General features: G+C 29.1%; 31 protein-coding genes and 1 tRNA gene. 27 read left to right on the top strand and 5 right to left on the bottom strand.

The genetic code is table 25. The annotated features are described in order from the left end of the window. Positions 1-29 precede the first annotated feature (29 nt). Entirely contained in the window at positions 30-962 is a 933-nt protein-coding gene (locus tag HLG78_RS03785) for a DsbA family protein (RefSeq protein ID WP_231176286.1), read from the top strand. 14 nt (positions 963-976) lie between these two features. Here the strand turns inward: HLG78_RS03785 and HLG78_RS03780 are convergent, their stop codons facing one another. From HLG78_RS03780 to HLG78_RS03765, 4 genes are read right to left on the bottom strand one after another with little or no spacing between them, the layout of a single operon-like run. Beyond that, positions 977-1,867, bottom strand: a complete 891-nt coding sequence (locus tag HLG78_RS03780; RefSeq protein WP_231176285.1) for an RluA family pseudouridine synthase — start codon at positions 1,865-1,867, stop codon at positions 977-979. 13 nt (positions 1,868-1,880) lie between these two features. After that, a complete protein-coding gene (locus HLG78_RS03775) occupies positions 1,881-2,312 on the bottom strand; it encodes a hypothetical protein (protein ID WP_231176284.1) in 432 nt (143 codons plus the stop codon). Between the two features lie 16 nt (positions 2,313-2,328). Then, positions 2,329-4,554: a RelA/SpoT family protein gene (locus HLG78_RS03770; protein WP_231176283.1), complete on the bottom strand. Its 2,226-nt coding sequence runs from the start codon at positions 4,552-4,554 to the stop codon at positions 2,329-2,331. Between the two features lie 16 nt (positions 4,555-4,570). Further along, positions 4,571-5,290: a type IV pilus modification PilV family protein gene (locus HLG78_RS03765; RefSeq protein ID WP_231176282.1), complete on the bottom strand. Its 720-nt coding sequence runs from the start codon at positions 5,288-5,290 to the stop codon at positions 4,571-4,573. Between the two features lie 69 nt (positions 5,291-5,359). Here HLG78_RS03765 and HLG78_RS03760 point away from each other — a divergent pair, with 69 nt between their 5' ends. The 10 genes from HLG78_RS03760 (at position 5,360) to HLG78_RS03715 (ending at position 11,277) form a co-directional block, all read left to right on the top strand. Next, positions 5,360-6,004: a hypothetical protein gene (locus HLG78_RS03760; RefSeq protein WP_231176281.1), complete on the top strand. Its 645-nt coding sequence runs from the start codon at positions 5,360-5,362 to the stop codon at positions 6,002-6,004. Between the two features lie 94 nt (positions 6,005-6,098). Next, complete coding sequence (locus tag HLG78_RS03755; protein ID WP_231176280.1) at positions 6,099-6,299, top strand: ferredoxin; 201 nt, start codon at positions 6,099-6,101, stop codon at positions 6,297-6,299. 26 nt (positions 6,300-6,325) lie between these two features. After that, a complete protein-coding gene (ndk, locus tag HLG78_RS03750) occupies positions 6,326-6,796 on the top strand; it encodes a nucleoside-diphosphate kinase (RefSeq protein WP_231176279.1) in 471 nt (156 codons plus the stop codon). Positions 6,797-6,819: 23 nt separating this feature from the next. Next, a complete protein-coding gene (gene rpmE, locus HLG78_RS03745; protein WP_231176278.1) occupies positions 6,820-7,047 on the top strand; it encodes a 50S ribosomal protein L31 in 228 nt (75 codons plus the stop codon). 9 nt (positions 7,048-7,056) lie between these two features. Next, on the top strand, positions 7,057-7,653 hold the full coding sequence (locus tag HLG78_RS03740) for a hypothetical protein (protein ID WP_231176277.1): 597 nt from the start codon (positions 7,057-7,059) through the stop codon (positions 7,651-7,653). A gap of 39 nt (positions 7,654-7,692) precedes the next feature. Continuing rightward, the gene (atpD, locus tag HLG78_RS03735) at positions 7,693-9,105 is read left to right on the top strand and encodes a F0F1 ATP synthase subunit beta (RefSeq protein WP_231176276.1); all 1,413 of its coding nucleotides are present in this window, start codon (positions 7,693-7,695) and stop codon (positions 9,103-9,105) included. A 40-nt stretch (positions 9,106-9,145) separates the two neighbouring features. After that, entirely contained in the window at positions 9,146-9,937 is a 792-nt protein-coding gene (locus tag HLG78_RS03730; RefSeq protein WP_231176275.1) for a YidC/Oxa1 family membrane protein insertase, read from the top strand. An 84-nt stretch (positions 9,938-10,021) separates the two neighbouring features. After that, on the top strand, positions 10,022-10,453 hold the full coding sequence (locus HLG78_RS03725; protein ID WP_231176274.1) for a GatB/YqeY domain-containing protein: 432 nt from the start codon (positions 10,022-10,024) through the stop codon (positions 10,451-10,453). A gap of 11 nt (positions 10,454-10,464) precedes the next feature. Then, complete coding sequence (locus HLG78_RS03720) at positions 10,465-10,866, top strand: hypothetical protein (protein ID WP_231176273.1); 402 nt, start codon at positions 10,465-10,467, stop codon at positions 10,864-10,866. Between the two features lie 24 nt (positions 10,867-10,890). Next, positions 10,891-11,277 carry a hypothetical protein gene (locus tag HLG78_RS03715; RefSeq protein WP_231176272.1) on the top strand — a complete coding sequence of 129 codons (387 nt, stop codon included), beginning with the start codon at positions 10,891-10,893 and terminating at the stop codon, positions 11,275-11,277. A 10-nt stretch (positions 11,278-11,287) separates the two neighbouring features. Here HLG78_RS03715 and HLG78_RS03710 read toward each other — a convergent pair whose 3' ends face one another. Further along, positions 11,288-11,758 (bottom strand): class I SAM-dependent methyltransferase, encoded by a 471-nt coding sequence (locus HLG78_RS03710; protein WP_231176271.1) that lies wholly within the window; start codon positions 11,756-11,758, stop codon positions 11,288-11,290. Positions 11,759-11,859: 101 nt separating this feature from the next. Here HLG78_RS03710 and HLG78_RS03705 point away from each other — a divergent pair, with 101 nt between their 5' ends. The 16 genes from HLG78_RS03705 (at position 11,860) to dnaK (ending at position 25,968) form a co-directional block, all read left to right on the top strand. Next, the gene (locus tag HLG78_RS03705; RefSeq protein WP_231176270.1) at positions 11,860-13,743 is read left to right on the top strand and encodes a ribonuclease J; all 1,884 of its coding nucleotides are present in this window, start codon (positions 11,860-11,862) and stop codon (positions 13,741-13,743) included. A gap of 9 nt (positions 13,744-13,752) precedes the next feature. Beyond that, entirely contained in the window at positions 13,753-14,805 is a 1,053-nt protein-coding gene (gene mltG, locus HLG78_RS03700) for an endolytic transglycosylase MltG (protein ID WP_231176269.1), read from the top strand. Between the two features lie 77 nt (positions 14,806-14,882). After that, entirely contained in the window at positions 14,883-15,356 is a 474-nt protein-coding gene (locus HLG78_RS03695) for a hypothetical protein (protein WP_231176268.1), read from the top strand. 25 nt (positions 15,357-15,381) lie between these two features. Continuing rightward, entirely contained in the window at positions 15,382-17,016 is a 1,635-nt protein-coding gene (locus tag HLG78_RS03690) for a hypothetical protein (RefSeq protein WP_231176267.1), read from the top strand. A 135-nt stretch (positions 17,017-17,151) separates the two neighbouring features. Further along, positions 17,152-17,565, top strand: coding sequence for a 30S ribosomal protein S12 (gene rpsL, locus HLG78_RS03685; RefSeq protein WP_231176266.1), 414 nt, complete (start codon positions 17,152-17,154; stop codon positions 17,563-17,565). Positions 17,566-17,596: 31 nt separating this feature from the next. After that, on the top strand, positions 17,597-18,067 hold the full coding sequence (gene rpsG, locus HLG78_RS03680) for a 30S ribosomal protein S7 (RefSeq protein ID WP_231176265.1): 471 nt from the start codon (positions 17,597-17,599) through the stop codon (positions 18,065-18,067). Positions 18,068-18,089: 22 nt separating this feature from the next. Next, entirely contained in the window at positions 18,090-18,347 is a 258-nt protein-coding gene (locus HLG78_RS03675; RefSeq protein WP_231176264.1) for a hypothetical protein, read from the top strand. 9 nt (positions 18,348-18,356) lie between these two features. Further along, positions 18,357-18,497: a hypothetical protein gene (locus tag HLG78_RS03670; RefSeq protein WP_231176263.1), complete on the top strand. Its 141-nt coding sequence runs from the start codon at positions 18,357-18,359 to the stop codon at positions 18,495-18,497. Positions 18,498-18,520: 23 nt separating this feature from the next. Further along, positions 18,521-18,901: a 50S ribosomal protein L19 gene (locus tag HLG78_RS03665; RefSeq protein ID WP_231176262.1), complete on the top strand. Its 381-nt coding sequence runs from the start codon at positions 18,521-18,523 to the stop codon at positions 18,899-18,901. Positions 18,902-18,927: 26 nt separating this feature from the next. Next, positions 18,928-19,539, top strand: coding sequence for a 50S ribosomal protein L25 (locus HLG78_RS03660; RefSeq protein WP_231176261.1), 612 nt, complete (start codon positions 18,928-18,930; stop codon positions 19,537-19,539). A gap of 27 nt (positions 19,540-19,566) precedes the next feature. Next, entirely contained in the window at positions 19,567-19,761 is a 195-nt protein-coding gene (gene rpmB, locus HLG78_RS03655; RefSeq protein ID WP_231176260.1) for a 50S ribosomal protein L28, read from the top strand. Positions 19,762-19,834: 73 nt separating this feature from the next. After that, positions 19,835-19,906, top strand: a tRNA-Lys gene (locus HLG78_RS03650). Between the two features lie 91 nt (positions 19,907-19,997). Beyond that, positions 19,998-20,159: a hypothetical protein gene (locus tag HLG78_RS03645; protein ID WP_231176259.1), complete on the top strand. Its 162-nt coding sequence runs from the start codon at positions 19,998-20,000 to the stop codon at positions 20,157-20,159. A gap of 37 nt (positions 20,160-20,196) precedes the next feature. After that, positions 20,197-21,264 carry an MraY family glycosyltransferase gene (locus HLG78_RS03640; protein ID WP_231176258.1) on the top strand — a complete coding sequence of 356 codons (1,068 nt, stop codon included), beginning with the start codon at positions 20,197-20,199 and terminating at the stop codon, positions 21,262-21,264. A 21-nt stretch (positions 21,265-21,285) separates the two neighbouring features. Next, a complete protein-coding gene (locus HLG78_RS03635) occupies positions 21,286-23,955 on the top strand; it encodes an AAA family ATPase (protein WP_231176257.1) in 2,670 nt (889 codons plus the stop codon). 99 nt (positions 23,956-24,054) lie between these two features. After that, a complete protein-coding gene (gene dnaK, locus HLG78_RS03630; RefSeq protein ID WP_231176256.1) occupies positions 24,055-25,968 on the top strand; it encodes a molecular chaperone DnaK in 1,914 nt (637 codons plus the stop codon). Positions 25,969-26,067 lie beyond the last annotated feature (99 nt).

The following is a 26,067-nucleotide window of genomic DNA, read 5'->3' as shown; positions in this document are numbered from 1 at the left end:
TAATATTTATATCTTTTAACTAATAAAAAATGACAAAAGAAAATAATTCAGGTAATGCTATTAATATAATAGCTGTTGTTATTCTAGTGTGAGTACTTACTGTAGCTTGAAACTATTTCTTGCTTGAGTATAAGGCAAATGAAATAAAATCAGAAGTAGAGAAGCATCATGCATATCAGTTTTGATGATTAGAAAACTATCAATTAGCAAAACAAGCTTTTACTTCAGATCAATTTATTGATGAACAAAGACAACAATTGGAAATGTTTGTGTGAGATGATGTTCAACAAGATATCGAACAGGATGCACAACAAGATGTGTGAGATGACTGAATTGTAGATGATGAGCAAGCTCAAGATGATGTGCAACTAGAAGAGGATGACTGATTTGAAAGAGGACAGCTTGATTCTGACCAAGTAGAGCAGGTTGTTGATAGATGAATAATTGATTGAGATCCAGATGCTCAAGTAGTATGGATAGAGTACTCTGATGTTAATTGTCCTTTTTGTCAAAGACAACATATAGACTGAACTTCTAGTAATGCTATGGAAAATTTTGATGCTAATGAAGTATCTTACTTTTATAGAAACTTTCCAATATTTTGAGATAGGTCTTATCCTTGATCTAATGCTATAGAATGTGCATGAGATCTGTGATGAGAAGATGTTTATCATGATTATATGTCTTCATTTTATCAATTGGAAGATATAGAAAATGAAAGCTGATGGATAGATTTGGCAGAAGATTTTTGAATAGATACTGATCAGTTTGAACAATGTATAAATTCTCAAGAACACAACTGATTCTTAGAGGAAAATATTGAAGAATGACAAAATCTTTTTGGAGTAGAAGGAACACCAGGAAATGTGTTGCTTAATACTCAAACAGGAGATTGGGTGCTTGTACCTTGAGCTTATCCTTCTGAAACTTTTGTTTCACTGATAGACGATATGTTGAATTAGTAAGAAGTATTTGCTTAAATATCAACAACTATATATTCATTATTTGTGTCAAGAAATTCAAGACGACTGCATTCTAGATTAAGTTTGTGGTCGTCTTTTTTTCAATATAGATAATCTCATAAAATAGGTAATCATTTACTGCTTAGATGGTATCTTATTTGATGAGTACGACCTGTAAGTATTTCAATAAATAATATTATATTTTTTCATTTATTTTGTTTACTTAATATTTTTGTTATTCATTCTTTGGGTTTTCTAATATTGGGTACTTTGGGATATACTATTTCTTGTATATAGTGTGGTAACTCTATCTGATCCAAAAAACTTTTTCAGTTGGGTGTTGTTGTACATTCTGCTGTATAAAATTTTTTTAGTGGAACCTCTTCTTTTTGTTGTATTCATATAGATTCAGACTTTTCTTTGAATAGTTTCTTGAAATGTGAAAGTCATTTTTCTGTTTTTGCAATTATCATAGGTCAGCTTGTTTCTTTATCCAGTCTGTGAATTAGTCAAGCTCTTATGAAATTTCAAATACTTGGAAGTTTTTTGTATTTTTGGTATAAAAATCATACTACCGATGGAGTGCTCACATCCCAAATACTTCAAGGGTGAGATATCACTCATTTTGGTTTCTTGATTACAAGGTAGTCATATTCTTCTTTTAAAATTTCCAGATCTATATATGCAAAATCTTCTAATACTTCTCCAGTAATAAATCTTTCTAGTTTTTCAATTGATATGTTGTCTCAATTTTTAAGTTTATAAGATTTTTTTATGGGTTTGTTGTTTATACAAATTCACTTTCTTTTAATTATATGATGAAAAAAGTTTCTTGAATATCCAAAATGTCATACAAGAAACTTATCAATTCTTTCTCACTCTCATTTATATATTATGTTGTCCATCATATTAGATTACTTACTCAATATTTGGTGCTCAACAACTTGAACAATATTCATACTCTTTAGGATAATTGTTTTTGCATTCTTTGCATTTTACTTTTAGTCAATTACCACAAAAAATACAAAAATCAAACTCTTTGAGATTATTATTTTCACATTTTTCACAAGTTATTAGATTTAGGTCATAATAATCGTTTGGAGAGTCACTTTCATGCTTATATCTGAGAGGTCTTAAAAGTATATATAGTGGTAGACCAATTATTGGAGTAAGTCAAGCTACAACTAATATGCTGAATAATTGATATATAATATTATCTGTTCTAGCAGATATGTCTTTTGTGGTCCACAAAATAGACCAAGCCCAAACAAAGACTACAACTGAAACAACGCCTGTTGCCACATAATCTCATATAGTTAAATTTTGAATATAATTCATGTATTCTTGCATTTTGTGATATTAAATTTTAAATTATTTTCTTTGATATTAGTTTTAATAAATTTTCTCTATTTTTCAACTCTTTTAGTATGAAGTGCATTTTTGAGGGGTTTTGAAATTCTAAGTAGATTTCTACATTTGATGATAAGTCCTCATTCTTATTTACTTGTATGTCAGATACATTTACATTAAAATCTGAAAATATAGATAATATTTGGATAAGTACTCATGGTTTGTCGTATGCTCTAATTTTAACTTTTAGAGTATAAGTTGGTGCTTCTTCTCATTCCCAGTGTGCTTGTAATAATTTTTCATAGTTTATTCTTTTTAATGCTGTACATTCCAAATTATGTACTTTTATTCATTCTCTATCAGCTTTTCAGATGATTTTGTCTGGATTTGTTGGTTTACATTCAGGGCATATTGAATATTCAAGCTTTTTATTTCAGTCTATTATAACATTATTTTGTTTTGAGGTTTCTTTTTCTAGTGTTTCTGATTGGCTTTTTGTGTTGTCCTGTAGGTTGTTAATGTTTTTACTGATTCTAAATGTATCAGGGTAGACTTCTTTTATAAGTTTTGTAGCTGTAATTTGTTTTTCTGAAATCTTAACCATTATATTTTGATATTCTTCTCATTTATATTTCTTTGTAATTTTGTCTTTTTTAGTTCATATAAGTGGTAATCAGAATTCTTTAAGTTTTTCATTAATTTGTTTTTCTCACGCTTCTATATGTTTTTGCATTTGATTTTGCCTTATAAACCTGTTTAGTTTAGATTTTGATGAAGGGCTGTGGACAAAATTTATCCAACTAGGAGACGCAGTAAATTTTGACTTATAAGTGTTTATTTTTACAATACTTCAATTTTTTAATTGATAATCAATAGGGACTATCTTGTCATCTACTATTGCATTTTTAAATTTTAATCATACATCTGTATGAATCTTGAAGGCAAAATCTAAAACTGTGCTTCATTGTGGTAGTTCGACAATATCTCATTCTGGAGTATATACAAATATATTTTTTTCAAGTATATCTATGTGAAGTGCCTTTTCAAATTCATCTTTTTTACTTGTTTCTTGAAAATTTTTTACAATATTTTGTAGTTTGTGAATTCGTTCTGACTGCTTCTCAGAAATTTTTGCTGTATCTCAAGTTTCTTTGTATGCAAAATGAGCTGCAACTCAGTATTCTGCAAATTCATCCATTTCTTTTGTTCTTATTTGTATCTCTACTGGAAAGTCAAACATTCCAATTATAGTTGTGTGAAGGCTTTTATATCAGTTGGATTTTGGTAGTGCAATATAGTCTTTTATTCTTTTTATTAGGGGAGTGTATCTGTTATTTACTACTCATAATACAGAATAACAGTCTGATATTGATTTTGTTACTACTCTGAATGCAAGAATATCCATAATTTTTGATGGATCATTAGTTCAGTACTTTTTTAGTTTTCTATAAATTCTATAAGGACTTTTTAGTCTTCACTGTATTTGTTCATACTCAATTTTGGATTCATTTAGAATTTTTTCTATACTTTTGATTCATCTTTCTGTATAGTTGCTTGATTTTCAGTGTTTTTTCTTGATAAAACTAAATATTCTTTTAAACTCTTTGTTGTTTAAGTTATAGAATGCTCAGTTTTCAAGGTAGTTTTGAAATACAGACAGTCACAGTCTTTGAGCAATTGGAACATATATTTTTAGTGTTTCCTGAGCAATTCTAACTCTTTTTTCTTCTTTGGGGTGAAATTTTAGAGTTTGTATATTGTGTATACGATCAGCTAACTTTACAAAAATTACTCTTAAGTCTCTGCCCATTCCAAGAAAAGTTTTTTTGAGTGTTTCTGTGTTTCTTTCCTGGCCTTTATATCTTACTTTAGAAACTTTCTCTAGTCAATAGCATAAATTAGCTACTTCTTCTCAAAATTCTTTTTTAATGTCTTCATAGGTGAATTCTGTGTCTTCTATAACATCATGAAGTATGCAGGTTTGAATACTTTTGATTCATGGTTTAATTTTCATTAAAAATTGTGTAGATTTTATGGGATGTACAAAATAAGGTTCTCATGAAAGTCTTTTTTGGTTTCAATGAGCATGTTTGGCAAATTCATATGCGTGGTCTATTTTACTTATTTTTTCATAAGGCATATATTCACTAACCTCTTTTTTTATCTGGTGCAATAAAAATTGAGGATCTTCTTCAAAAATAGGTTGATAGTTTAAAAATTCTTCCAATCTTTCTATGTCCATTAATGTTTATTATCAATTAATTTCTAAAGTTTGTAATTGCAGAACACAATTTCACTTCTCACTCATGATCTCACATGTATTTAACTACTGAGCAGAATCTGAGCTCTTTGGGTGTGCTATCTCAACAATCTACTGAACCATCTCCATCTTCTCAATCTTCACAATCTAGAGAAGTTCAGTCTTCTTTGTTGTACAATCATTTAACTTCTATCATCCTGAAATATCTTCACTCTCAAGTAACTTGTTCTTGCTGATTAGCGTTGGGGCATGGGTGTCGTTGTCATCTACTGCTTTGACATAAAGCATATTCCTGATTATTATTCCAGTTTAATCAATCAGATAAATCTAATTTATCATCGCTTTCATTAGATATTTTATTAAGTTTATTGTATTTTTGATTTCATGCTGTTGCTCAGGATAGATAATAATATCATTCTTGTATTCGGTCTTTATTTTGACAACCTGAATCTTCTCATAAAGGGTCTTTCAATAACCAACATTCATCCCTTCTACCAGACCATCTAGTCCAGTTGGTATCTCTAATGTTGAATACTCATTCAATTCATTCTCTGGCAAGGTTGGTTGCTATAACTTCTTGTCTAATGTTTCAAACAAATTTGAGTCAATAATCAATAACATTTACTATTCAAAGTATTCATACAGATATAATTACTGCAACTATCATCATTTCAATAAGTGTGAATCCTGATTTATTTTTTATGTTTGAAAATTCCATGTGAAATTATTATAATAATAAAGATATATTTTTCATAATATTTATTTTATTTTTTATTTCAACTATATTATGCTTTCTACTTATGACTTTTTTCTTGTATGATTGGTTTGAGTATTGCTGATATTTTCTGTTGCTATATGAGTAAAGAAAATGATAAAAATAATAATATGAAACTATTTGTTGATATGAATAGCATTGGCTATGCATGTTGGTATGGAATGATTGTCACAATATTTGTTGGAAAATGAAGTTTGATTCTTGGATAATCAAGAATTTATAGCTGAGTGACTTGAGTACTATAAATTGCATACTATAGTTTGAATATATCTAATGTTATTAATTCTGATTTTTTCAAGATCCAAAATATGAATATGAGTGTCAGAAAATTCTTTTATAAAGTTTTTATTTTGAGTTTTGTTTGCACCAATAACTGTTATAAGTATTATATCTTCTTTACTTATAGTTATTTTTTGAGAACAAATATTTAGTTGAGAAAAAATAGAGGAATTATCATCAGATTTTTGAGACAATGAATTTTTTGTTGTTTTTTTACAGCTTATGCCTTTGCGGGTTATACTCCCTGCTTTGATGGCTGTTTTACTTAGTACAGAAATAAAATTATGAATGCCAAAACTTTTCAAAAAAGCAGCAAAAAAATCTGATTCAACATCTCAAAATTGAGAAAATGAGGATACTGATGTAGAAAAAAAATAATCTAACAATTAAGGAAATATTATATAGTCTTGAAAAAATAAAAAAAATATTTATATTATTATATACTATGTTTAAAGTTTAACTTAAAATAATTATGTCAAAAAAAGTTTATGTAGACCAAGATGCTTGTATAGGTTGTTGAGCTTGTGTAGCGATAGCATGAGATTTTGGTATATTTGACTTCAATGATCAAAATAAAGCTTATGTGGTAAAGCAGCCTACATCTGAATCTGAGTTTGAGGCGGCAGAAGATTGAAAGTCTGCATGTCCAGTTGATGCTATAAAGATACAGTAAATTTAATTTATAATTAATATATATTTATGCAAGAACAAACCTTGGTAATAATAAAACCTGATGCAATAACAAGATGATTAAGTTGAGAAATCATGAAAAGATTTGAAAAAAAATGACTGAAGCTAGTGGCTTGTAAAATGGTTTCTTTGGATGAGTCTGTTTTGGAGGAGCATTATAAGCACTTAAAAGATAAGCCTTTTTTCCCTTCTATAGTTAGTTATATGACATCGTCTCCAGTGATGTTGCAAGTTTGGGAGTGAGTAGAGGTTATAGATGTAGTTAGGCTTATGATTTGAGTTACTAACTCTAGACAGGCACAGCCTTGAACAATAAGGTGAGATTTTGCTATGAGTATAGGGAGAAATATCGTGCATGCGTCAGAAGATAAAGATGCGGCTCAAGAAGAAATTGCAAGATTTTTTTCTGAAGAAGAGATAAGCTCTTATGAAAGGGCAGATGAGATGAAGATATATGAAAGTGATGAGCTTTGAAAATAATTTATTTTGTTAAGGAATTAAAAATGAAAAAATGAATTCATGCTAAATATAATGGGTCTGTAGAAGTGGATTGTATATGTTGAAATAAGTTTGAAGTTGCGGCTGCAACTGATTGACCAATAAAAGTTGAGTCTTGTCCAGCGTGTCATCCAACTTATACAGGTAAGCAAGAAACAAAAGTTGTTAAGTGAAGAATGGAGAAGTTCTTAGAAAGACAGAAAAAAATAGATCAAATTAATAAATCTAATTAATTATAATAAATGTGATTTAGAAATTCTATTCTGAATAAGCATCTTTCAGATAGAAAAATATATAAAGTAATAGGTCATCATAGTTGGAAGTACACAAAGTCTATAGTAAAACATTTGTTTTTGTTGGCTCTGCTTTTTTTAGTGTATGAGTTGTTGTGAGCTTATTTTGAATGGAGGTATTTTGATTATGTGTTGGGTGTTCTTTGATTGTTGTTGTATGTTGTTTTTATGGTGAGTATTTTGGATATATATTTGGATTGTATAGTTGTTACTAATAAGTGACTTGTCTTGTTTAAGCGAGAGGGTTTTTTGAGGCAAAATACAGAACATATTCAACGAGATGCTGCCCAAAGTGTATACGATGAGCAGAATTGAATACTTGATATTGTTTCAGGTAAGTGAAACCTCAAAATTAAAAGACAAGATGAGATTTATACTTTTTATGAGGTTGCTAATCCAAGTTCTGTTACGAATTATATTGTGCAGATAAGAGATAGTATAAATTCTCAGGAAAATTATGTAGAGCCAGACAAGTTTGATGTTCTTGTAGAGACTTTGTGAGAGGTTATTCTAGATTATGTGAAAAACAATAAAACTAGTACTTAAAGTAGCTTGGACAAAATTTAAATAGTTAATTTTAAACCTATGGAATGAAAAATAGTATCGGTAAGGTGAGTAGTTTTGGAAATGCAGTTTGAAGATAAAGTGCCGGCAGTATATGAAGCTGTGAAAGTTGAAAATAAAAATAATCATGGAGAAGATGTAGTTGTAGAAGTAATGCAGCAATTGGAAGATTGAGTGGTTAGGTGAATCACAATGAGTTCAGCAGATTGACTAAAAAGATGAGATAAGGTTATTGCAACTGGATCTCCTATTAAAACACCTGTATGACCTGAAGTTTTGTGACACATATTTAATGTTTTGTGAGAAAATATTGACTGAGAAAAGAAGGTGGAATGAACTGATAATTGGCCAATCCATAGGAAGGCTCCTGAGTTTACAAGCTTGTCTACAAAGGCTGAGGTTCTTGAAACAGGTATTAAAGTAGTAGACTTGTTGGCTCCTGTTCTGAAGTGATGAAAAGTAGGTTTATTTGGTTGAGCATGAGTGGGTAAAACTGTTATAATGCAGGAACTTATTCATAATATTGCAAAAGAACATAGTTGAGTGTCAGTAGTTTGTTGAGTTTGAGAAAGAACAAGAGAGTGAAATGATTTGTATGAAGAGATGAAAGAAAGTGGAGTTTTAAGTAATACTGCTATGGTTTATGGTCAAATGAATGAGCCACCAGGACCAAGAGCAAGAGTTGCTTTGACAGGGTTGACTATGGCTGAGTACTTCAGAGATAAAGAATCTAGAGATGTTTTGGTTTTTATAGATAATATCTTTAGATTTTCTCAGGCAGGTAGTGAGCTTTCTGCTTTGATGGGTAGAATTCCTTCTGCGGTTGGTTATCAGCCTACTTTGTCTACAGAAATGGGTGCTTTACAAGAAAGAATTACTTCTACAAATAAGTGATCAATAACTTCTATACAGGCAGTGTATGTGCCTGCAGATGACCTTACAGATCCAGCTCCTGCAAATACATTTACTCACTTGGATAGTACAATTGTATTGAATAGGGCTATTGCAGAAAAAGGTATTTATCCTGCTGTAGATCCATTAGATAGTACATCTACAGTTCTTGATCCAGAAGTTGTATGAGAAAAACATTATGATGTTGCAAGAAATGTTCAAAAAACTTTGCAAAGATATAAAGAATTGCAGGATATTATAGCTATACTTGGTATGGAAGAGCTTTCTCATGAAGATAAACAAACAGTAAATAGAGCAAGAAAAATAGAAAGATTTTTCTCTCAGCCTTTCTTTGTGGCAGAGCAATTTACTGGTATGTCTTGAGTGTATGTAAAGCTAGAAGATACAGTTAACGATTTTGAAAAGATAGTAAACTGAGAGTGTGACCATATACCAGAATCTTTCTTTATGTATAAGGCTAACCTGAAAGCTGTTTTTGATGCATATGAAGAATCAACTCAGAAAGAAGAAACTGCTGCATAGTTTGTTGTAGGAATTTATAATTAAATATTTTTGATAACTAATGAATCCTTTTTTTCTTGTAATAGTAGAAATAATATATCGTCCAATATTCAATCTTTTGCTTTTGTTTCTTGTAATATTCAATCTAAATTTGTGAGTTGCAATAATCATACTAACTCTTTTTGTAAGATTATTGTTGCTTAAACCAACCCTTGCATGAAATAAAATGCAAAAAGAAATGACCGACCTTCAGCCAAAATTAAAAGAAATCCAAGAGAAATATAAAAATGATCAACAAAAAATGGCTGAAGAAACAATGAGTGTTTTTAAAAAGCATTGATCAGGTCCTTTGAAAGGTTGTTTGATGTTGTTGGTACAAATTCCTGTGTTTATTGGGTTGTTTTTTGTTATTAGAAACTTTTCGGAAACAGAGTGAAAGCTTGATATGACTTATTTGTATAGTTTTTTAGAATTTATTAATGTAAGAGGAGTTGATATTTCTCAAGTAAATACTGTATTTTTTGGGATAGACCTATTATCATCCTGATCAATAGCTCTAACCATAATCGCTCCTTTGTTGTTGTTTTTGCAAATGAAACTTACTATGCTTAATAGACCTTCAATGCCAACCAACATGCCTTGAGCAGAAAATATGCCTGATATGACAAAAATGATGTGATACATGAATATTGCATTATCAACTATGATGGCATTTTTTGTATACACAATGCCTGCTTGAATTTGATTGTATATTGCCACCACAACATTGTTCTGAGTTATTCAATTTAGTATTCAATATAGACAGCTAATAAAAGCAAAACTAATGTCATTAAAAGGAGGAAGCCAAACATAGAGTTTGGTTCCTTTTTATTATAAAAACTTGCAAAAATTAACAACTTATATATAATTTTATATATATTTATTATTATGAAAAATAATGAAAAGTAGTATAAAAGAATGATATAAAAAAGCTATGAAAGAAAAAGATGTGTCTAAAAAAGAGTTGTATAATTATTTATTGTCTCAAATAGCTTATAAAGAAAAAGAGCTTTGAAGAGAACTCAAAGATGAAGAGTATGTAAAAATTATCCAAAAAGAGATAAAGCAAAAAAAAGAGGAAATAGGCTTTTTAAAAAATGAAGAGGATATAAATCAGGAAAGTGCAAAACTGGATTTGTTAGAAAGTTTTTTGCCCGAGATGATTTGAGAAGAGAATTTGAAAAATATTGTTCAAAATACTATAGAAAAGCTTGGAATTCAAGATGTTGCAAAGCAAAAATGACAAATAATAAAAAATATATTTGAGCATTATGATAAAACACAAATAGACTGAGCTCTTCTCAATAAAATAATAGATGAATTTAAATAAAAACAAAAAAAATGAAAAAAATAACTTTTCTTCTTATATCAATTCTATTGTTTTCTTTCAATTTTGCTTATGCAGAAAATGGAGATGATGAGTGAGATGATTGTGACTGAATTAGTTTGAACACTCATGTTCCTTTTATTTGAAATTGTATTTGATGAGAGGGGAGTGATGTTGAAGATGATGAAATATTTCCTTTTTTGATATGATGAATGACTAAAATATTGGTAACAGTTGTTATCGTTGTTGGTTTTTTTATGCTGGTAGCCTGATGAGTTATGATTACTATGTCTTGAGCAGACCAGTCAGCCTTTTCTACCTGAAAGGATTTAATTATAAGGGTTTTAGTTGGAATATTTCTATTGTGAGCCTCATGAGTGATCTTATATATGCTAAACCCAAACTTTTTTTGATAAATTTAGATACTTAAAATTGACTATATGAAAATAGAAAAAAAAGATAATTGATATATTATAGCTGATGAGTTTTATTTTTCAGCCGATTGAGAGCAAAATTGACTGTACAATTTAAATTATAATATATGAGAAGATGTGTTGTATTGAAAACAATCTTCTGAAAAAATAAATTACCCAGGTGAGTATGATATTCAATGAAATTATATAAAATGTATTAGTTGAAAAAATTGACTATGTTATTTCATAAAAAAAACTTCTTGAGAAAGTTTTGCTATAGTGGATTCTGTGAAAGTATTTGAAGACGATGACTTTTGTTCTGCAGAAAAGTTTATTTATGAAGAAGATAAGATAGATTTGCCGTCTGAGTTGGAAAAGATGGAACTGAGTTCAGAGTGTTATGCTTTAAAATAATTAACTGCTATTAAAAATATATTATAAGAATTCAGTCACTTTTTTCGGAAGAAATTATTTCATAAATTAGTTGATTTTTTTTAATAAATGAATATAAATTATGTATCTTATCTTTAAACTGCATTACGTCATCAAAAACTACTAAGCTTCATTCCTTAAGGTACGGCATAATTTTCAGTAGACAATCCAAATATTCTGCTTTTCTAGCATCTATAAAAATAAAATCTATATCGTTTATAATTTGGTTTATAGGGAATTTGGTAAAATTATAGTTAATAAGTAATATATTATTTAGGTTTGATCTAAAAACATTATTTAAAGCTTGTCTGTAAGAGTTGGTAGATATCTCAAATCATATAATTTTACCTCCTCGGTTGTTAATAATAGATGCTTGAAAAATTATGCTGTATCATATAGCTGATCAAACCTCCAAGCAGTTTTGGGGCTTGTTTGTTAATAGTAGGTTTTTGATGATATGCATTGAAGGCTTACTTATGAGCGGTATATTTTGATTAAAACAATCACTTTTTATAGTTTTTAATAAACTATTAACCATTTAAATATTTAAAATATAAAAAACAAATGATGCAATGAAATTCTAATATAAAAATAGATTTTAATTCTAAAAATACAAGCAAAAATTATACAAAGAATACAGTTAGACCAAAAACAAATAAGTTAGCAAAAAGTAATAGAAAAGAAGAACCTGTAAGAATATGAAATTTGTTGTGATTGGAACAGGTGTGACAGTGCGTGTTTATAGAATATAAGGATGATATAATAATAGTAGATGCAGGTATGGAGTTTTCTGCAACTGAAACTATGTGAGCTGATTACCTTATTCCAGATATTTCATACTTGAAGAAAAATAAACATAAAATAAAATGAATTGTTTTGACTCACTGACATTTAGATCATATATGAGCGCTGAAGCATATTTTACCTGAACTTGATTTTCCTAAAGTTTATACAACACCTTTAACTTTATGAATCATAAAGAAAACATTTGCTGATCCAAAAGATGTTCCAAAAATAAAGCATCAAATAATTAATCCAGAAAGTGACATAATAAAACTATGATGTTTTAGTATTGAATTTGTAGGAGTCAACCATAATATACCAGAAACATTAGCTTTAGCTATACATACTCCAAAGTGACTAATATTTAATTCTGCGGACTTCAAAATAGATTATACTCCAGCGATAGATAAGCCAGCAGATCTTTGAAAAATAGCAAGGATATGATTGGAGTGAGTTAGGCTTTATGTGTGAGATAGTCTGGGTGCAGAGAGAAAATGATGGGCTTTGTCAGAAAAAGTAATATGACAAAATCTAGAAGAAATTATAAAAACTGTTCCATCTAGACTTATAATAGCTACTTTTGCTTCCAATGTTTGAAGAATAATTCAAATAATAGAAAATGCTATAAAGTATGATAAGGTGGTATTTTTGGAATGAAGATCGATGCTTAATAATGTAGAGATATGTCAAAAGCTTTGATATCTTGATGTGCCAAGGTGATGTGTTCGTAAATTAAGTAGTGATGTAGAAAATATGCCTCCAGAAAGAGTGGTAATATTGTCCACATGAGCTCAGTGAGAAGAATTCAGTGGTCTTGCAAGAATATCAAGATGAGAACATGCCAATTTTCGTTTAAGAGAGCAAGATACTGTTTTGGTGTCAGCTTCTACTATACCTTGAAATGAGGCAGATGTATCCAAGATGCTTAACGATCTTGTAGTTAGAAAAATAAATCTTATAACAAATGATGATCTTGATATACATGCAAGTTGACATGGTTATCAAGAAGATCATAAGCTTATGATAAATTTAATTAAACCAGAATATTTTCTGCCATTTTATACAGATGCAAGAATGAGATATGCTCACAAAAATCTTGCAATGGATATGTGAATACCTGAAGAAAATATTTTGATGCCGGTTGAGAATTGAGCGATAATTGAGATGTACGATGACGAGTTGGTGTTGTCAGATGAAAAATTAAAGCTTGATACAGTCATGGTAGATGGTAAATGAATTGGTCATCTTTCTGGAGAGTATGTGATGAAGGCAAGAAAAATTATGTCTGAGAATTGAGTAGTAAATTTAATATTTAAAATAGATTCTAAAACTAGAGAGCTGGTATGAAATATACAAATTGAATCAAGATGATTTGTATATTCTTCTGAAGTTAAAAAAGTGCATACAAATATTATTGAATTTGTTAAGAAAAGATATAATGAGCTTTCTAAGAAAAATTCAAATACAAAGGAGGTTCTTAAGGTGATTAAAGAAGAGTTATGAGATTATGTTGTAAAAATTCTATGAAGAATCCCTATGATAATTCCAATGTTTGTGTATATAAATAGAGATAGCTCCTGAAATGTTAAGGATGACACTTGAAAAGAGGATAGTCTTGTATGACTTACTCTTGAGGAGCAATGAGAAGAGGATTCAAAAAAATAAGTTAATTAAATGAAAAAAATACTTTTAGCAGTAGTAATTTTATTCTTTGTTAGTGTTTATTATCTTTTTGCAAGAGATGTTTCTCTTGAAAGAGATGTTGTAATAACAGATAATTATTATTTTTCTAACTTTTTAAATGATTTAGGAAAAAAAGATAGTTTATCTTTTTATATTTATTTTTTATTGTCCTGAAAAGAACAACCACAACCTAAAGATGGATTCTACTCTTTTGATGGAGTGTATTCAAAATCAGAAGTAATAAAAAAATTTGAAGAGTGACCACAAACAAAAGAAGTAAATATAACTATTTTAGAGTGACGGTGAATGTATGATATAGACTATTATTTGTCTGTGTTGTGATTTATAGAATCTTGAAGTTTTGTAGATTATGTAACAGATCAAAGTGTAATAAAAAGCTATGAAGAATATTATACATTTCTTCAAAATTTGTGAGAAGATAAAATTAAGTCTTTTGAATGATTTTTGTATCCGGATACATATACTATAGATATTTCTTCTTGAGATATCATAAGGCAGGTTGTGATCAATCAGTTAAATAATTTTGAGCTTGGTATATGGGAAGATAGAAAAAATGAGTTTCTATACTTTTCAGAAAGATTAAATAATCTTTGATATAATTTAGAATTGTCAGTTTATGAGATTATAACTTTAGCGTCTATCATAGAAAAAGAAGAAAATTATAATCCAAATAAAAATAAAATAGCCTGAATCTTTTTAAATAGGCTTGCTTCAAACTGCCAAAATATATTTAGATTGGATGCGGATATTTCTCTTTGTTATGGTTTAGGTGAGTCATACAGAACTTGCACAGTAGATCAGATAGTAAGTCATCTAAACGATTCATCAAATCCTTATAATACAAGACAAAATCGTTGATTAACTCCAACACCTATAGCTAGTCCTTCTTCTGCAACATTAAATGCAGTTTTGGATTTTGAAGAAACAAATGATTGTTACTATTTGCATGATAATTCTTGAGCTCTTCATACCTCCCAAACTTTACAAGAACACAATTATTTAAGAAGTCAATATTTAAATTAATTTACATAGTCTATAATATTTGCTTTTTTTGATAAAGTTTTTATAATGAGATTATATTTAAAAATTAATATTCTTTTATGAAAACAATAAATATTAAGGAAAATTTGTTTGCCTTGAGCACAGCTTTTGTTCTTGCTTTTGTTGTAGTTTTTGCAGTAGACAGGGCAGATCTTCTTACAGCTGATATATTGGTGGATGAAGATACTCAGGTAGAATATGGTTGAGACATAGTATATTATATAGAAGAATGAGAGGTTTATGTAGACGCAAATTCTTCTTTTGATAGAGTTGCTTCTGTAAGTATTGATTTGTATTATGATGAAGGTCTTGAAGTTTGAGATTTAAATATAGATTCTGATTTTGATTACTCGTCTGCTAATATAGAGTGAGCATGAGAAAAGCTAATATTTACAAATATTTGAGAGATTGGTTCAGAAGAAAATATCTTTTCATTTCCTTTTGACTGAGATGATTGAGAAGTGACTCTTTCAGATGTTGTTGTAAATTTTACCGATTGATCAACAGAAAGATTATCAATATCAGCTAAATAATATTTAAATTTATAAGTAAAAAGAAATGAAAAAAATAATCTTATTAATTGTGTTCTTATTTAGTATAAGCTTTTCATATTCTTATGTGGAGGAGTTTGAAATAGAATTGGATCCAGAATCTCCAAGAGTAAATGAGTCGGTAGACTTGACAGTAAGAGCTGTTGATGATCAATGAGAAGTAGTACAAGACTATAATGGAGATATTCTTATGATGGTGGAAAATGCTTGAATGGATGATGTAAGCTTTCCAAGTGACTGAATTTATACATTCTCAGATGAAGACCAGTGAGAAGTTGTTTTTGATAGATGACTTGAATTTCATGATACTTCAGATATTACAGATGAGTGATATTTTGACTTGGTTGTAGAAGATATGTTTGATGAAGATGTATATTGAAAATTAGAAGTAGAAGTTTTTTCTGAAGAAGATGATCAAGAATGGGATATAGATATTTTGTCTCCTTCTGAAGGTGATGAGTATTATGATGACTCTTTAGAAGTTATATGACAAACAGATGCTCCTAATACTCAATTTGATATATATCTGAATTGAAATCTAGTTGAGTCATGAACTACTGATTCAGATTGAGGATTTGATACTAATATAGATGGTTTAACTGATTGAGAAAATGAAGTATATGTATCTTTAATGGATGGTGGTGACACAATGGCTGAGTCTGATACTATTACTTTTTATTATGAGGAGCAAGAGCTTGAGGATTTTAAAGATATTATAATCACGCCAGAAGAATGAATTAAAGAGGGTGAAACTGTGACTGTACAAGTAGAGACTTGAGAAGACATAGAAGATGTGCAACTAACTATTGATTGAGTTGGTGAGTATTCTATGAATAATGTGGAAGATTGATTTTTTGAGGTAGATGCTACAATCGATGAAGTGTGAACCTTTCCTGTTCATGTAGAAACTATATATCAGTGAGAGTCAGCAAATTTTGAAGAGGTTGATAGTGTGTCTGTTTCTCAAGAGTGATCTATTTCTTCTTTTAGGTATGAGCAATATCCAGAAGAAGATGAAATGTATTTTAGCTGGAATTATGATTGAAAATATGTAGAGTTTAAATTAGTTTATGCAGATAGTCAGGATAATTTAAATGACAAAGACCAAAGAGAAGAAGTGATAGTAGAAGATAATGAAGTTGTTTTGGAATGATTTGATTTTGAAGAAGATTATTATGTGAAAGTTTTTGAGTTGGACGATCAGCAAGATAAAACTTGAGTATATTCTGATGTTTCATTTGTGGAATGATGAATGATGTGAGCAGCATCTTGTAGAGTTCGTGGGATAGAGTTGTCGATTGAAAAAGACTGAGATGATCATTATTTAGTATGGGATGAGGTAGAATGAGCAGAAAAATATAATGTATACATGTCAGAAGATTGAGATACTACTTCTATCTCTGATATGGAAAAAGTTGCTGAAACAGAGGATACAAAGTTTAAATATCCTTTTGATCCTGATGCAGAAGAAGTATCTTATAATTGGTATGCAGTTGAAGCTGATTGCGAAGATTGAGAAAGAAGTCAAATATGAGATGTAGAAAGAGTGCAAGTATGACCATTTTTAAATTTTGTTATGTTTGTGCTTATTTCTGTTTTCTTATACCTTTTGTACAACTTGTATGTGTATACTAGAGAGTAAGCTTGTCCGGGATTAATTTCCCGGATTTTTTTATACTTTTCCTTGAAATTTAAAATATTTTCTTTATATTATATTTTGTTACTCAAAAAATGCCCTTTAAAGGGTTGTTTTATAATATAATTTAATATATAGGTAATGCCTACAATAAATCAGCTAGTAAAAAAAGGAAGAAAAGACAAAAAAAGTCTGTCTAAGTCTCCAGCATTGCAGTATGGTCTTAATACTGTTAGGAATAAAAAAACCTATTATGCTTCTCCTTTTAAAAGAGGTGTGTGTTTGAAGGTAACAGTAGCATCTCCAAAGAAGCCAAATTCAGCACAGAGAAAAATTGCAAAAGTGAGGCTTTCTAATGGTCATGAGGTTATAGCTTATATACCAGGAGAAAAACATTCTTTGCAGGAGCATAGTGTTGTTTTGGTGAGAGGGTGAAGAGTAAAGGATCTTCCGTGAGTTAAGTATCATGTTGTTAGATGAGCTTATGATTTGGCTTGAGTAGAGAATAGGAAGACGTCTAGATCTGTTTACTGAACAAAAAGACCTAAAAAATAAATTTTAATTTAATATATAAGTATAAGTTGTAATGGCAAAAAAGTTTAAAAAAAACGAGCTTTTTTCAACTCCTAGTACAAATAGTAAGATAGAAAAGTTTGTAAATCATCTTATGAAAGATTGAAAAAAGTCTATTGCAAGAAAGATTTTTTATGATTGTATGGAGGAAATTAAGAAAAATTGACATATAAATCCTTTTGCAGTTTGGGAGATTGCAATAGAAAATTCTTCTCCTTCGGTGATGGTGAAATCAAAAAGGATTTGATGAGCTGTATATCAGGTTCCTTTAGAGGTAAAATCAGATAAAAAGTTTTTTTATGCTGTTAGGTGGATACTTATGTATTCAAGACAAAAAAAATGAGTTCCAATGTATAAGGCTTTAGCAGAAGAGTTGTTGGCAGCTTATTCAAATCAATGATCTTCAGTTAAGAGAAAAGAAGATACTCACAAGATGGCAGAAGCAAATAAGGCTTATGCATACTTGGCAAAATATGTTAAATAAATTTAGTATTTAATGGTTTGATATGGGTAATCAAAAAAGAGCAAGACATAATCACTGGTTGAGAAATATTAATAGAAAAAGAGCTATGTCTTGAGAAAAAAATGAAAAAGCTATTTTGTGATATATAGAGCTTTTAAAAAAACAAGAAAAATATGGAGAAACAAGGTGGATTAAAAATGCTTTCGAAAAGGCAGAAACTAAGCTAAAAAAGTATTGAATAAAAAAAGATTCTGTTTCGTCTGTTTTAGAAAAGAAATGACTTAATCATTTAATTAAATAATAAATACTTATGGCAAGACTTAGAACTAATTGAAAGAAAAAACTTAATAAAGCACTTGCAAGAGTTGAAAGAGTTGTTGTGATGGATATAAGAAAGCAAGTAGAGCAACAAAGAAAATGGAAAGCAAAAGTTATGAAAAGACAAAGCTAGTTTTATAAAATTAAGTAGAAATAATGAACTTTGAAAGGCTTAAAAAACTTTTTCATCAAAAGTGATATAAAAAGTATGATGTGAAACCATGACAGTATCTTGAAATATCAGAAGTGATATGAGAATGATCTAGTAAAAGAATTTGGAGATTTAAATGACTAGTCCTAAGAGTTAAGAAAAAAAACTCAGTAGATTGAACTTTTACAGTGAGGTGAAAAACTTCATGAATAGTTGTTGAAAAAATTTATCCTTTGTCATTTCCTTATTTTGATAAAATAACTGTTTTAGATGAGTATAGAATAAGAAGAGCAAAGTTGTATTATATAAGGCATAAAGTGTGAAAATCAGCAAGAATGAAGTCTTCAAAAAATTTTTCAAAGCAATATCAGCTTGAAAAAAAGTAGCTTTATAATCTAATTATTAATTGTAAATGAATCTTTCAGTAAAAAAAAGATGGGAGTTTGGAAAGTCGTTAAAAAAGTATAGGGCAGACTGATTGATACCAGGTGTTGTTTATTGAAAGCATCTGGAGTCTCCTATTTCTGTTTTTTTTGATAAAATGGAGTTTTTGAAAGTCTATGAAAAAGCATGAGAGTCAACTCCTGTGACTTTGAAATGAGACGGTATAAATCAAATGGTTTTGATTCATGAAGTCGATGTAGATCCAGTAAAAAACAGGTTGCTTCATATAGATTTCCATGCGGTTAAAGCAGATGAAAAAACAGAGGCTGAGGTTCCTGTATATACTCAGTGAGAAGCTCCAGTTGAAAAACAATCTTTATGAAAGATAGAAATGGTGAAAGATCATGTTGTTGTAGAGGCATTGCCAAAAGATTTACCTCATGACTTTACATTAGATCTTTCAGAAATTAAGACAACAAATGATATCGTATTTGTAAAAGATTTACAAGTACCTAAATGAGTAGAAATAGTGGATGATCTAGAGCAGCCAATAATTACTGTTGTAGAAATAAAAGAAGAACCTGAGGAGGAAGAATCTATACAAGAGGATACAGAAAACTGAGAGGCTGAAAATAAGTAGTTTTAATTGCTAAGTACTTAATATAAAATGGCAAGAACTTGTGAAGTTTGTTCTAAATGAACTGTTGCTTGAAATAACAGATCCCATTCAATGAGAGCAACTAAAAGAAAATTCAAAGCCAACCTTTTCACCAAAAACATAGACTTATGAGATGGTTTTAAGGTTAGAGTAAAAATATGTTCAAGTTGTTATAAAAAACTTTCAAAGTTAGGACAAATCTAAAAATTAATTGATTTTTGTTTAAAAATATATACAATAAAGTCAGCTTCTTGAGCTTTTTATAGCTCTTGATGTTGGGTCAGTAGCTCAGGGGTAGAGCAACGGCCTTTTAAGCCGGTGGTCGAGGGTTCGATTCCCTCCTGACCCATTTTTTGTTATGGAGAAAAAATTAAAATATTTATTGAATATGCTTTCAAAAAGATTATATATTTATTAGTTTAAAACTTAAATAAAGAATTATGTGATATTATGAAAGTCATATTCAAATACATGAAACAGATGAGTCTTGAAGAGAAGTTGTCAGAAATTGAATTGATGCAGCTCAAGTTGTGTCAGAACATATTGAGATTGAACTTGTTCATGCTATTGATGATTCCTTATCAGAGGAGTCAAATGATTAGCTTAAAAATTTAATTTTTTTATTTTCAAATTTAGGTGATGATAGATTTTGTTTATATTATAATAATAGCTTTATTAGTTGTCATTGGATGAGTCTTTTTGTTTATGAAATTTAATATTTTGGACAAACCATGACCTGATATTATCCCTCCTAGAAAACCTGTGCCTACTTTGCAGTGAATTTTTTTGTATATGTGAGTTTTGTTTTCTATCCTTTTGGTGTTCCCTGATTATTTACAGAATATAGAAATAATAGTTTTTTTCTTGCTTTGATTTATTATACTGATTTTTTGAGTGATAGACGAAATTAAGTGAATTTCTCCTATGATTAGGGTTGTTATACAATTGTTATTGGGTTTTATAGCATTTTATTTTGCATGAGTTGGGATAGAGAGTATTAATTTACCGATATTATGACAAATAGAGTTTCCTTTTGTTGTAGCAGCTATACTTACTATAATCTGGTTTGTGTGATTTATGAATGCAATTAACTGGTTTGATGGAGTAAATTCTTTGGCAAGTTGAGTATCATCTATAGGTTTTCTTACTATAATTTTACTTATTTATTTGGTTGTTTTTCCTCATTATCAAGATATAACACAAGAAACCAAACAGATGCTTGAAATGGTAGCAAATATATCTTTTATTTTTTTGATTTTTTCTTTACTTTATACATTTGTTGAGTTTAAGCCTTTTTGATTGCTCAGAGATGTTGGAGTTATGTTTTTGTGATTTGCCTTGGCATATTTGGCTTTACTTTGAGGTGCAAAAATTTGAACAATTTTAGTTGCTATATCATTGGCTTTTTTTGATGCTATTTGGGTTTTCCTCAATAGAATACTTGTTATGAAAAAAAACCCCTTGAAATGAGATTATACTCATCTTCATCACAGACTTATGAGATTGGGATGGAGTAGGAATGAAGTTAGAGTTTTTGTATGGGGATGGTCTTTGTTTTTTATGACTATAATAATACTTCTTTGAGCCGATAGACTTTGAAAAGTAGTAATATTTTTATTTATGTTTTTGGTTTTCTTTTGAGTGAATTACTATCTTTTCTGGATAAAAGGTCTTCCTTATGAGTTTATTAAAAAAGAGAAAAAATAATTTATATCTAATTTTGATTATATGAACATACTTTTTGCAAGTTATCAAAATATTTGACCTTTTGTATCAAATACTATTACAATAAATTTCCACGAATGAAAGGTTCTTATAACAGCACCTATTTGAACAGGTAAGAGTTTTTTGTTTTTTGATTGACCTGTTTTTTGACTTTATAAATGGTCTCAAAGACCCATCTTAAACAAAAATTCTGAAAAAGGATTTGTTAAAATTTTGTTTGAGGAAAGCTGAAATTATTACTTACTTCAAAGAGATGTCAAAAAAACAAAATCATGATGAGAAAGTGTTTCTTCAAAACTTTTTACAATAGACAATAGTACTAATGTGTTGGATAACCTTCAGGAAAAACTTTGATCAGTTGTGGTTTATGATCAAGATTTTTCCTATTTTTTAGGTGAGGATGTTTGTGAAAAGGTAGCTTTTAAGTCAGAACAAGAACTTCAAAAAACAATAATGGATGTTATCCCAGAAAGAAATGTTTTTTTGAATAAAAATATTTATTTGCAGGATTGAATGAGTATATTTCACTTAACTCCTTCAGAAAGGATTGATGTTTTAAAGGAGGTTTTTAATCTTGTATGAATAGATTATCGAAAAGACATTATACACCAAGATAAAAAAGATGTACAATCCAAACTAAAAGCATATCAAGATAGTTCATACTATGATCAAAAACTAAAGAAAAATCTTTTGGAAATTACTAATAATTCGGAATTTTCATTTTTTCAAAACAAGATAGATATACTGGAAGATTTAAAATTTTTCGTATGAGAAAATATTGAAAATATTACATTTTCTAAGTTTGATTTTCAGCTAAATAAAAAAGAGTTTTTGGATATTAAATACAAGCTTGAACAGAAAAAAAACTCTTATCAAGAGCTTCTGTCTCAAGAAACTTATATCAAACAAGATATTTCAGACAACTCCAAACAAATTGATCAGATTCATGAAAATATAGAAAGTATAAACAATGAAATATCACAAAAACAGAAAAAACTGGATGAATTGAAAAATTTTGATGTAAAAACATTGAAACAAAAAAAATCTCAAATACAAGAAAACCAGGAAAATATCATAAAAGATCTAAATTTTGATGTTTTCAAAAAATACTGATATGATGTTAATGATATATATGAAGCAAACTCTATAGTGGATAATATTATTTCAGATTGAAAAAACTTAAGAGAGCAGAAAAATTACTACCTTTCTCAAATTGAGCTTATCAATTCTCAAAAAGCAAATATACAAGAAAAAATTGATAACCTTTCTTTTCAAGAATGAACAACTACACATAAAAATTTACAAGAAAAAATAGAAAACTATAAAGCCAAAACAGATATACAGATCTCAAAGCTTGAAAATCAAAAACAAGATTATAAAAAACAACATAAGGATATTTTGGACCAAATTGACCAGTACGAAAAAAAGATAAAAAAAATATGAGAAGATATTTCTTTTCAGTCAAAATTTTATTGTGAAAAAATAAAAGATGATTGTCCTTATATGGATGAGATAAAAAGTGATGTAATATCCCAATTTAAAACTCAAAAACATGAATATGAAGAAGAACTAACTAAACTAAAAAAACTTTTGGATGAGCAACAATATGATAAAAAAATCGAAGAAATAGATACTCAAATATCTGATCTTAAAAAGCAAAAAACTGCTGTTGATAAAAATCCTAAAAATTATTTTTCTGATTTTTTCCTACAAGTAGATAAAGAAATCAAAGAACTTGAAAACCAGATGAAAGAGTTGGATTTTGAAAGAAAAAATAATGAATATGGAAAAAATATAGAAAATATAGATAAGAAAATTTCGGATAATTTGGAATTTATGGAGAAAATAAATCGAAAAAAAATAAAAGAAAATATAGAAGAGTATAGAAAGCTTGATAATTCAAAAAATGACTTGGACAAAAAAATACAAGAATATGAACAAAGGGTGGAGGATATTCAAAAACTTGAAGAAGAAATTGTTGGATTCAAATCAAAAATTGATTCTTACACGACTCAAAAAAAACAGCTTCAAACCAAAAAAAAATCCTTGGAAGACAAATTGGCAAAATTAAGAAAACAAATTGATGAGTTTGAGTTTGATAAACTACAAGAAGATGAAAAAAAGCTTGATAAAGTTCTTGAAGCTATCTGAAATATTAACTCCTTGAAGGAAGATTTTTCTGAATTGAAATTAAAAATAGAAAAACTGAAAGATGAAGAAAAAGTGTTGTCGGATTTGTACAATATTTTTTCAAAAGAATTAATGTTGGTGATACTGCAAAATTTTTTACCTCAAATTTCATCAGTTTTAAACAACTATCTTGGTCAAGTAGTGGATTTTGAAGTTGATTTCGATTTGGAGAAAAAACCATCAGAGAAATTAGAGCTTGAAATAAATATTGTAGATAAGTACTGAAAAAGACCCGTAAAATCACTTAGTTGATGACAAACAGCAGTTTTGAGAATATGTTGGATACTTACAGTATGTAGTTTTTTGAGAACAAAATTTTTATTTTTGGATGAAACTATCAACAATCTTGATAATGAAAGTATATGAAAAATATCAGACCTTTTGGAAAATTTTGTAAAATTCAATAATGTGAAATTTTATGTAGTAACTCATAGCTGACAAATACAACAAATGGATATTTGGACACAAAAGGTAGAACTTTAAAAAATTTAAAAATCTCTTGAAATTTTTAATAGCATCTATATATTTTAGGTGCTATATTGGAAGCTTAAAAAAAATTTATTTCTTAAATGTTTAGAAAATATGGGTAAAATAATATGAATTGATCTTTGAACAACTAACTCTGCTTTTGCTTATACCTTATGAGAAAAGCCTGAAATTATACCAAATGAAGAATGAGATAGAACAACACCATCAGTTGTTTATATAAAATGAGATCAGCTTTTGGTTTGAAAGCTTGCAAAAAGAAAAGCTGTATTAGAACCAGAAAATGTAGTGTATGAAGCTAAAAGATTTATATGACACAAATATACTGAGGTACAAAAAGAGGTAAATTCTGTTTCTTACAAGACAAAAAAATGATCAGATGATTGAGTTTTGATAGAAGTAGACTGAAAAGATTACAAACCAGAACAGATTTCAGCTTTTGTTCTTCAAAAAATCAAACAAGATGCGGAAAAATATCTTTGAGAAACAGTAGATAGTGCAGTAATAACTGTACCTGCTCACTTCAATGATTCTCAAAGAAATGCCACAAAAGCAGCAGGTGAGATAGCCGGTCTTAAGGTTGAAAGAATAATAAATGAACCAACAGCAGCAGCATTATCTTACTGATTGGATTCTCAAAAAGATGAAAAAATAGCGGTTTATGACCTTTGAGGTTGAACATTTGATGTTACAATACTAGATATTTGATCAGAGTGAACATTCCAAGTTTTGTCTACTTCTTGAGATACAAGTTTGTGAGGTGCAGACTTTGATGAAGCTTTGGTGAATCATTTAAAAGAAGAGTTTAAAAAAGCTGAATGAATGGATCTTTGAGATGATCCTATGGCTATGCAAAGACTGAAAGAAGAAGCAGAAAACACTAAAATACAATTATCACAAACTGAAAACGTAGAAATAAATATACCATATATCACAAGTGGTTCTGATGGTCAGCCTAAACATCTTCAAACAAATATTACAAGAGCTACTTTTGAAAATTTGATAAAATCTTTGGTGGACAAAACAAGAAAGCCTGTACAAGATGCCCTAAGTGATGCTTGAGTAAGCTCAGGAGAAATTAATGAGGTTATTTTGGTTTGATGAAGTACAAGGGTGCCTTTGGTAAGAGATACTGTAAAAGAACTTTTTGGAAAAGAACCAAAAATGACTGTAAATCCTGATGAAGCAGTTGCATTATGAGCTGCAATTCAAGGTTGAATATTGCAATGAGACTCCAAGGATATATTGCTTTTGGATGTGACTCCATTGAGTTTGTGAGTAGAAGTAGAATGATGACTTCTGGATACTGTGATACCAAGGAACACTACAATTCCGGCCAGTAAATCCAAAACTTATACAACAGCTCAAGACAATCAACCAGCTGTTACAATTAATGTATATCAAGGTGAAAGAAGTATGGCACAAGACAACAAAAATCTTGGTATGTTCAACTTAGAGTGAATTCCTCCTATGAGAAGATGAGAAGCTCAGATAGAGGTAACGTTTGATATTGATGCTAACTGAATATTGAATGTTTCAGCAAAAGAAAAAACTACCTGAAAAGAGCAAAAAGTTACAATACAGTGAGCAACTAATATTTCAGAAGATGAAGTAAACAAAATGCAACAAGAAGCAGAAAAATTTGCAGAAGAAGATAAGAAAAGAAAAGAAATGGTAGAGGCAAAAAATCAATTGGATGCAATGATATATCAGTTGGAAAACTTCCAAAAAGAACAAGAATCAAACCTATCAGATGAAGATAAAGACAAAATACAAAATCTAATAACAGATGCAAGAGCAGTTAAAGATGATGAAAACTCAACCAAAGAACAAATAGATGAACAAACTCAAAAACTACAAACTGAAGTTTCAAACTTAATGCAACAGTATGCAGCTGCAAATCAGCAACAAGAAACTTCAACAGAATCTCCAGAGGGTGCTCAAACAACAGAAGCAGAGGTTGTTGAAGATTCCGAAAAAAATGAAGACAATAAGGACTCAAAAAATTAAAAATGTAAATATTTAAATTTAGTAATAAAAAGTCTGTAGTAATTTATTTATGCTACAGGCTTTTTTTCTTTGCTTGATTTTTTTTAGTTTTTTAGTAAT

Source organism: Candidatus Absconditicoccus praedator, assembly GCF_021057185.1.
GTDB lineage: Bacteria > Patescibacteriota > Gracilibacteria > Absconditabacterales > Absconditicoccaceae > Absconditicoccus > Absconditicoccus praedator.
Note: the sequence above shows the minus strand (reverse complement) of the source record. Positions and strands in the feature narration are given on the sequence as shown.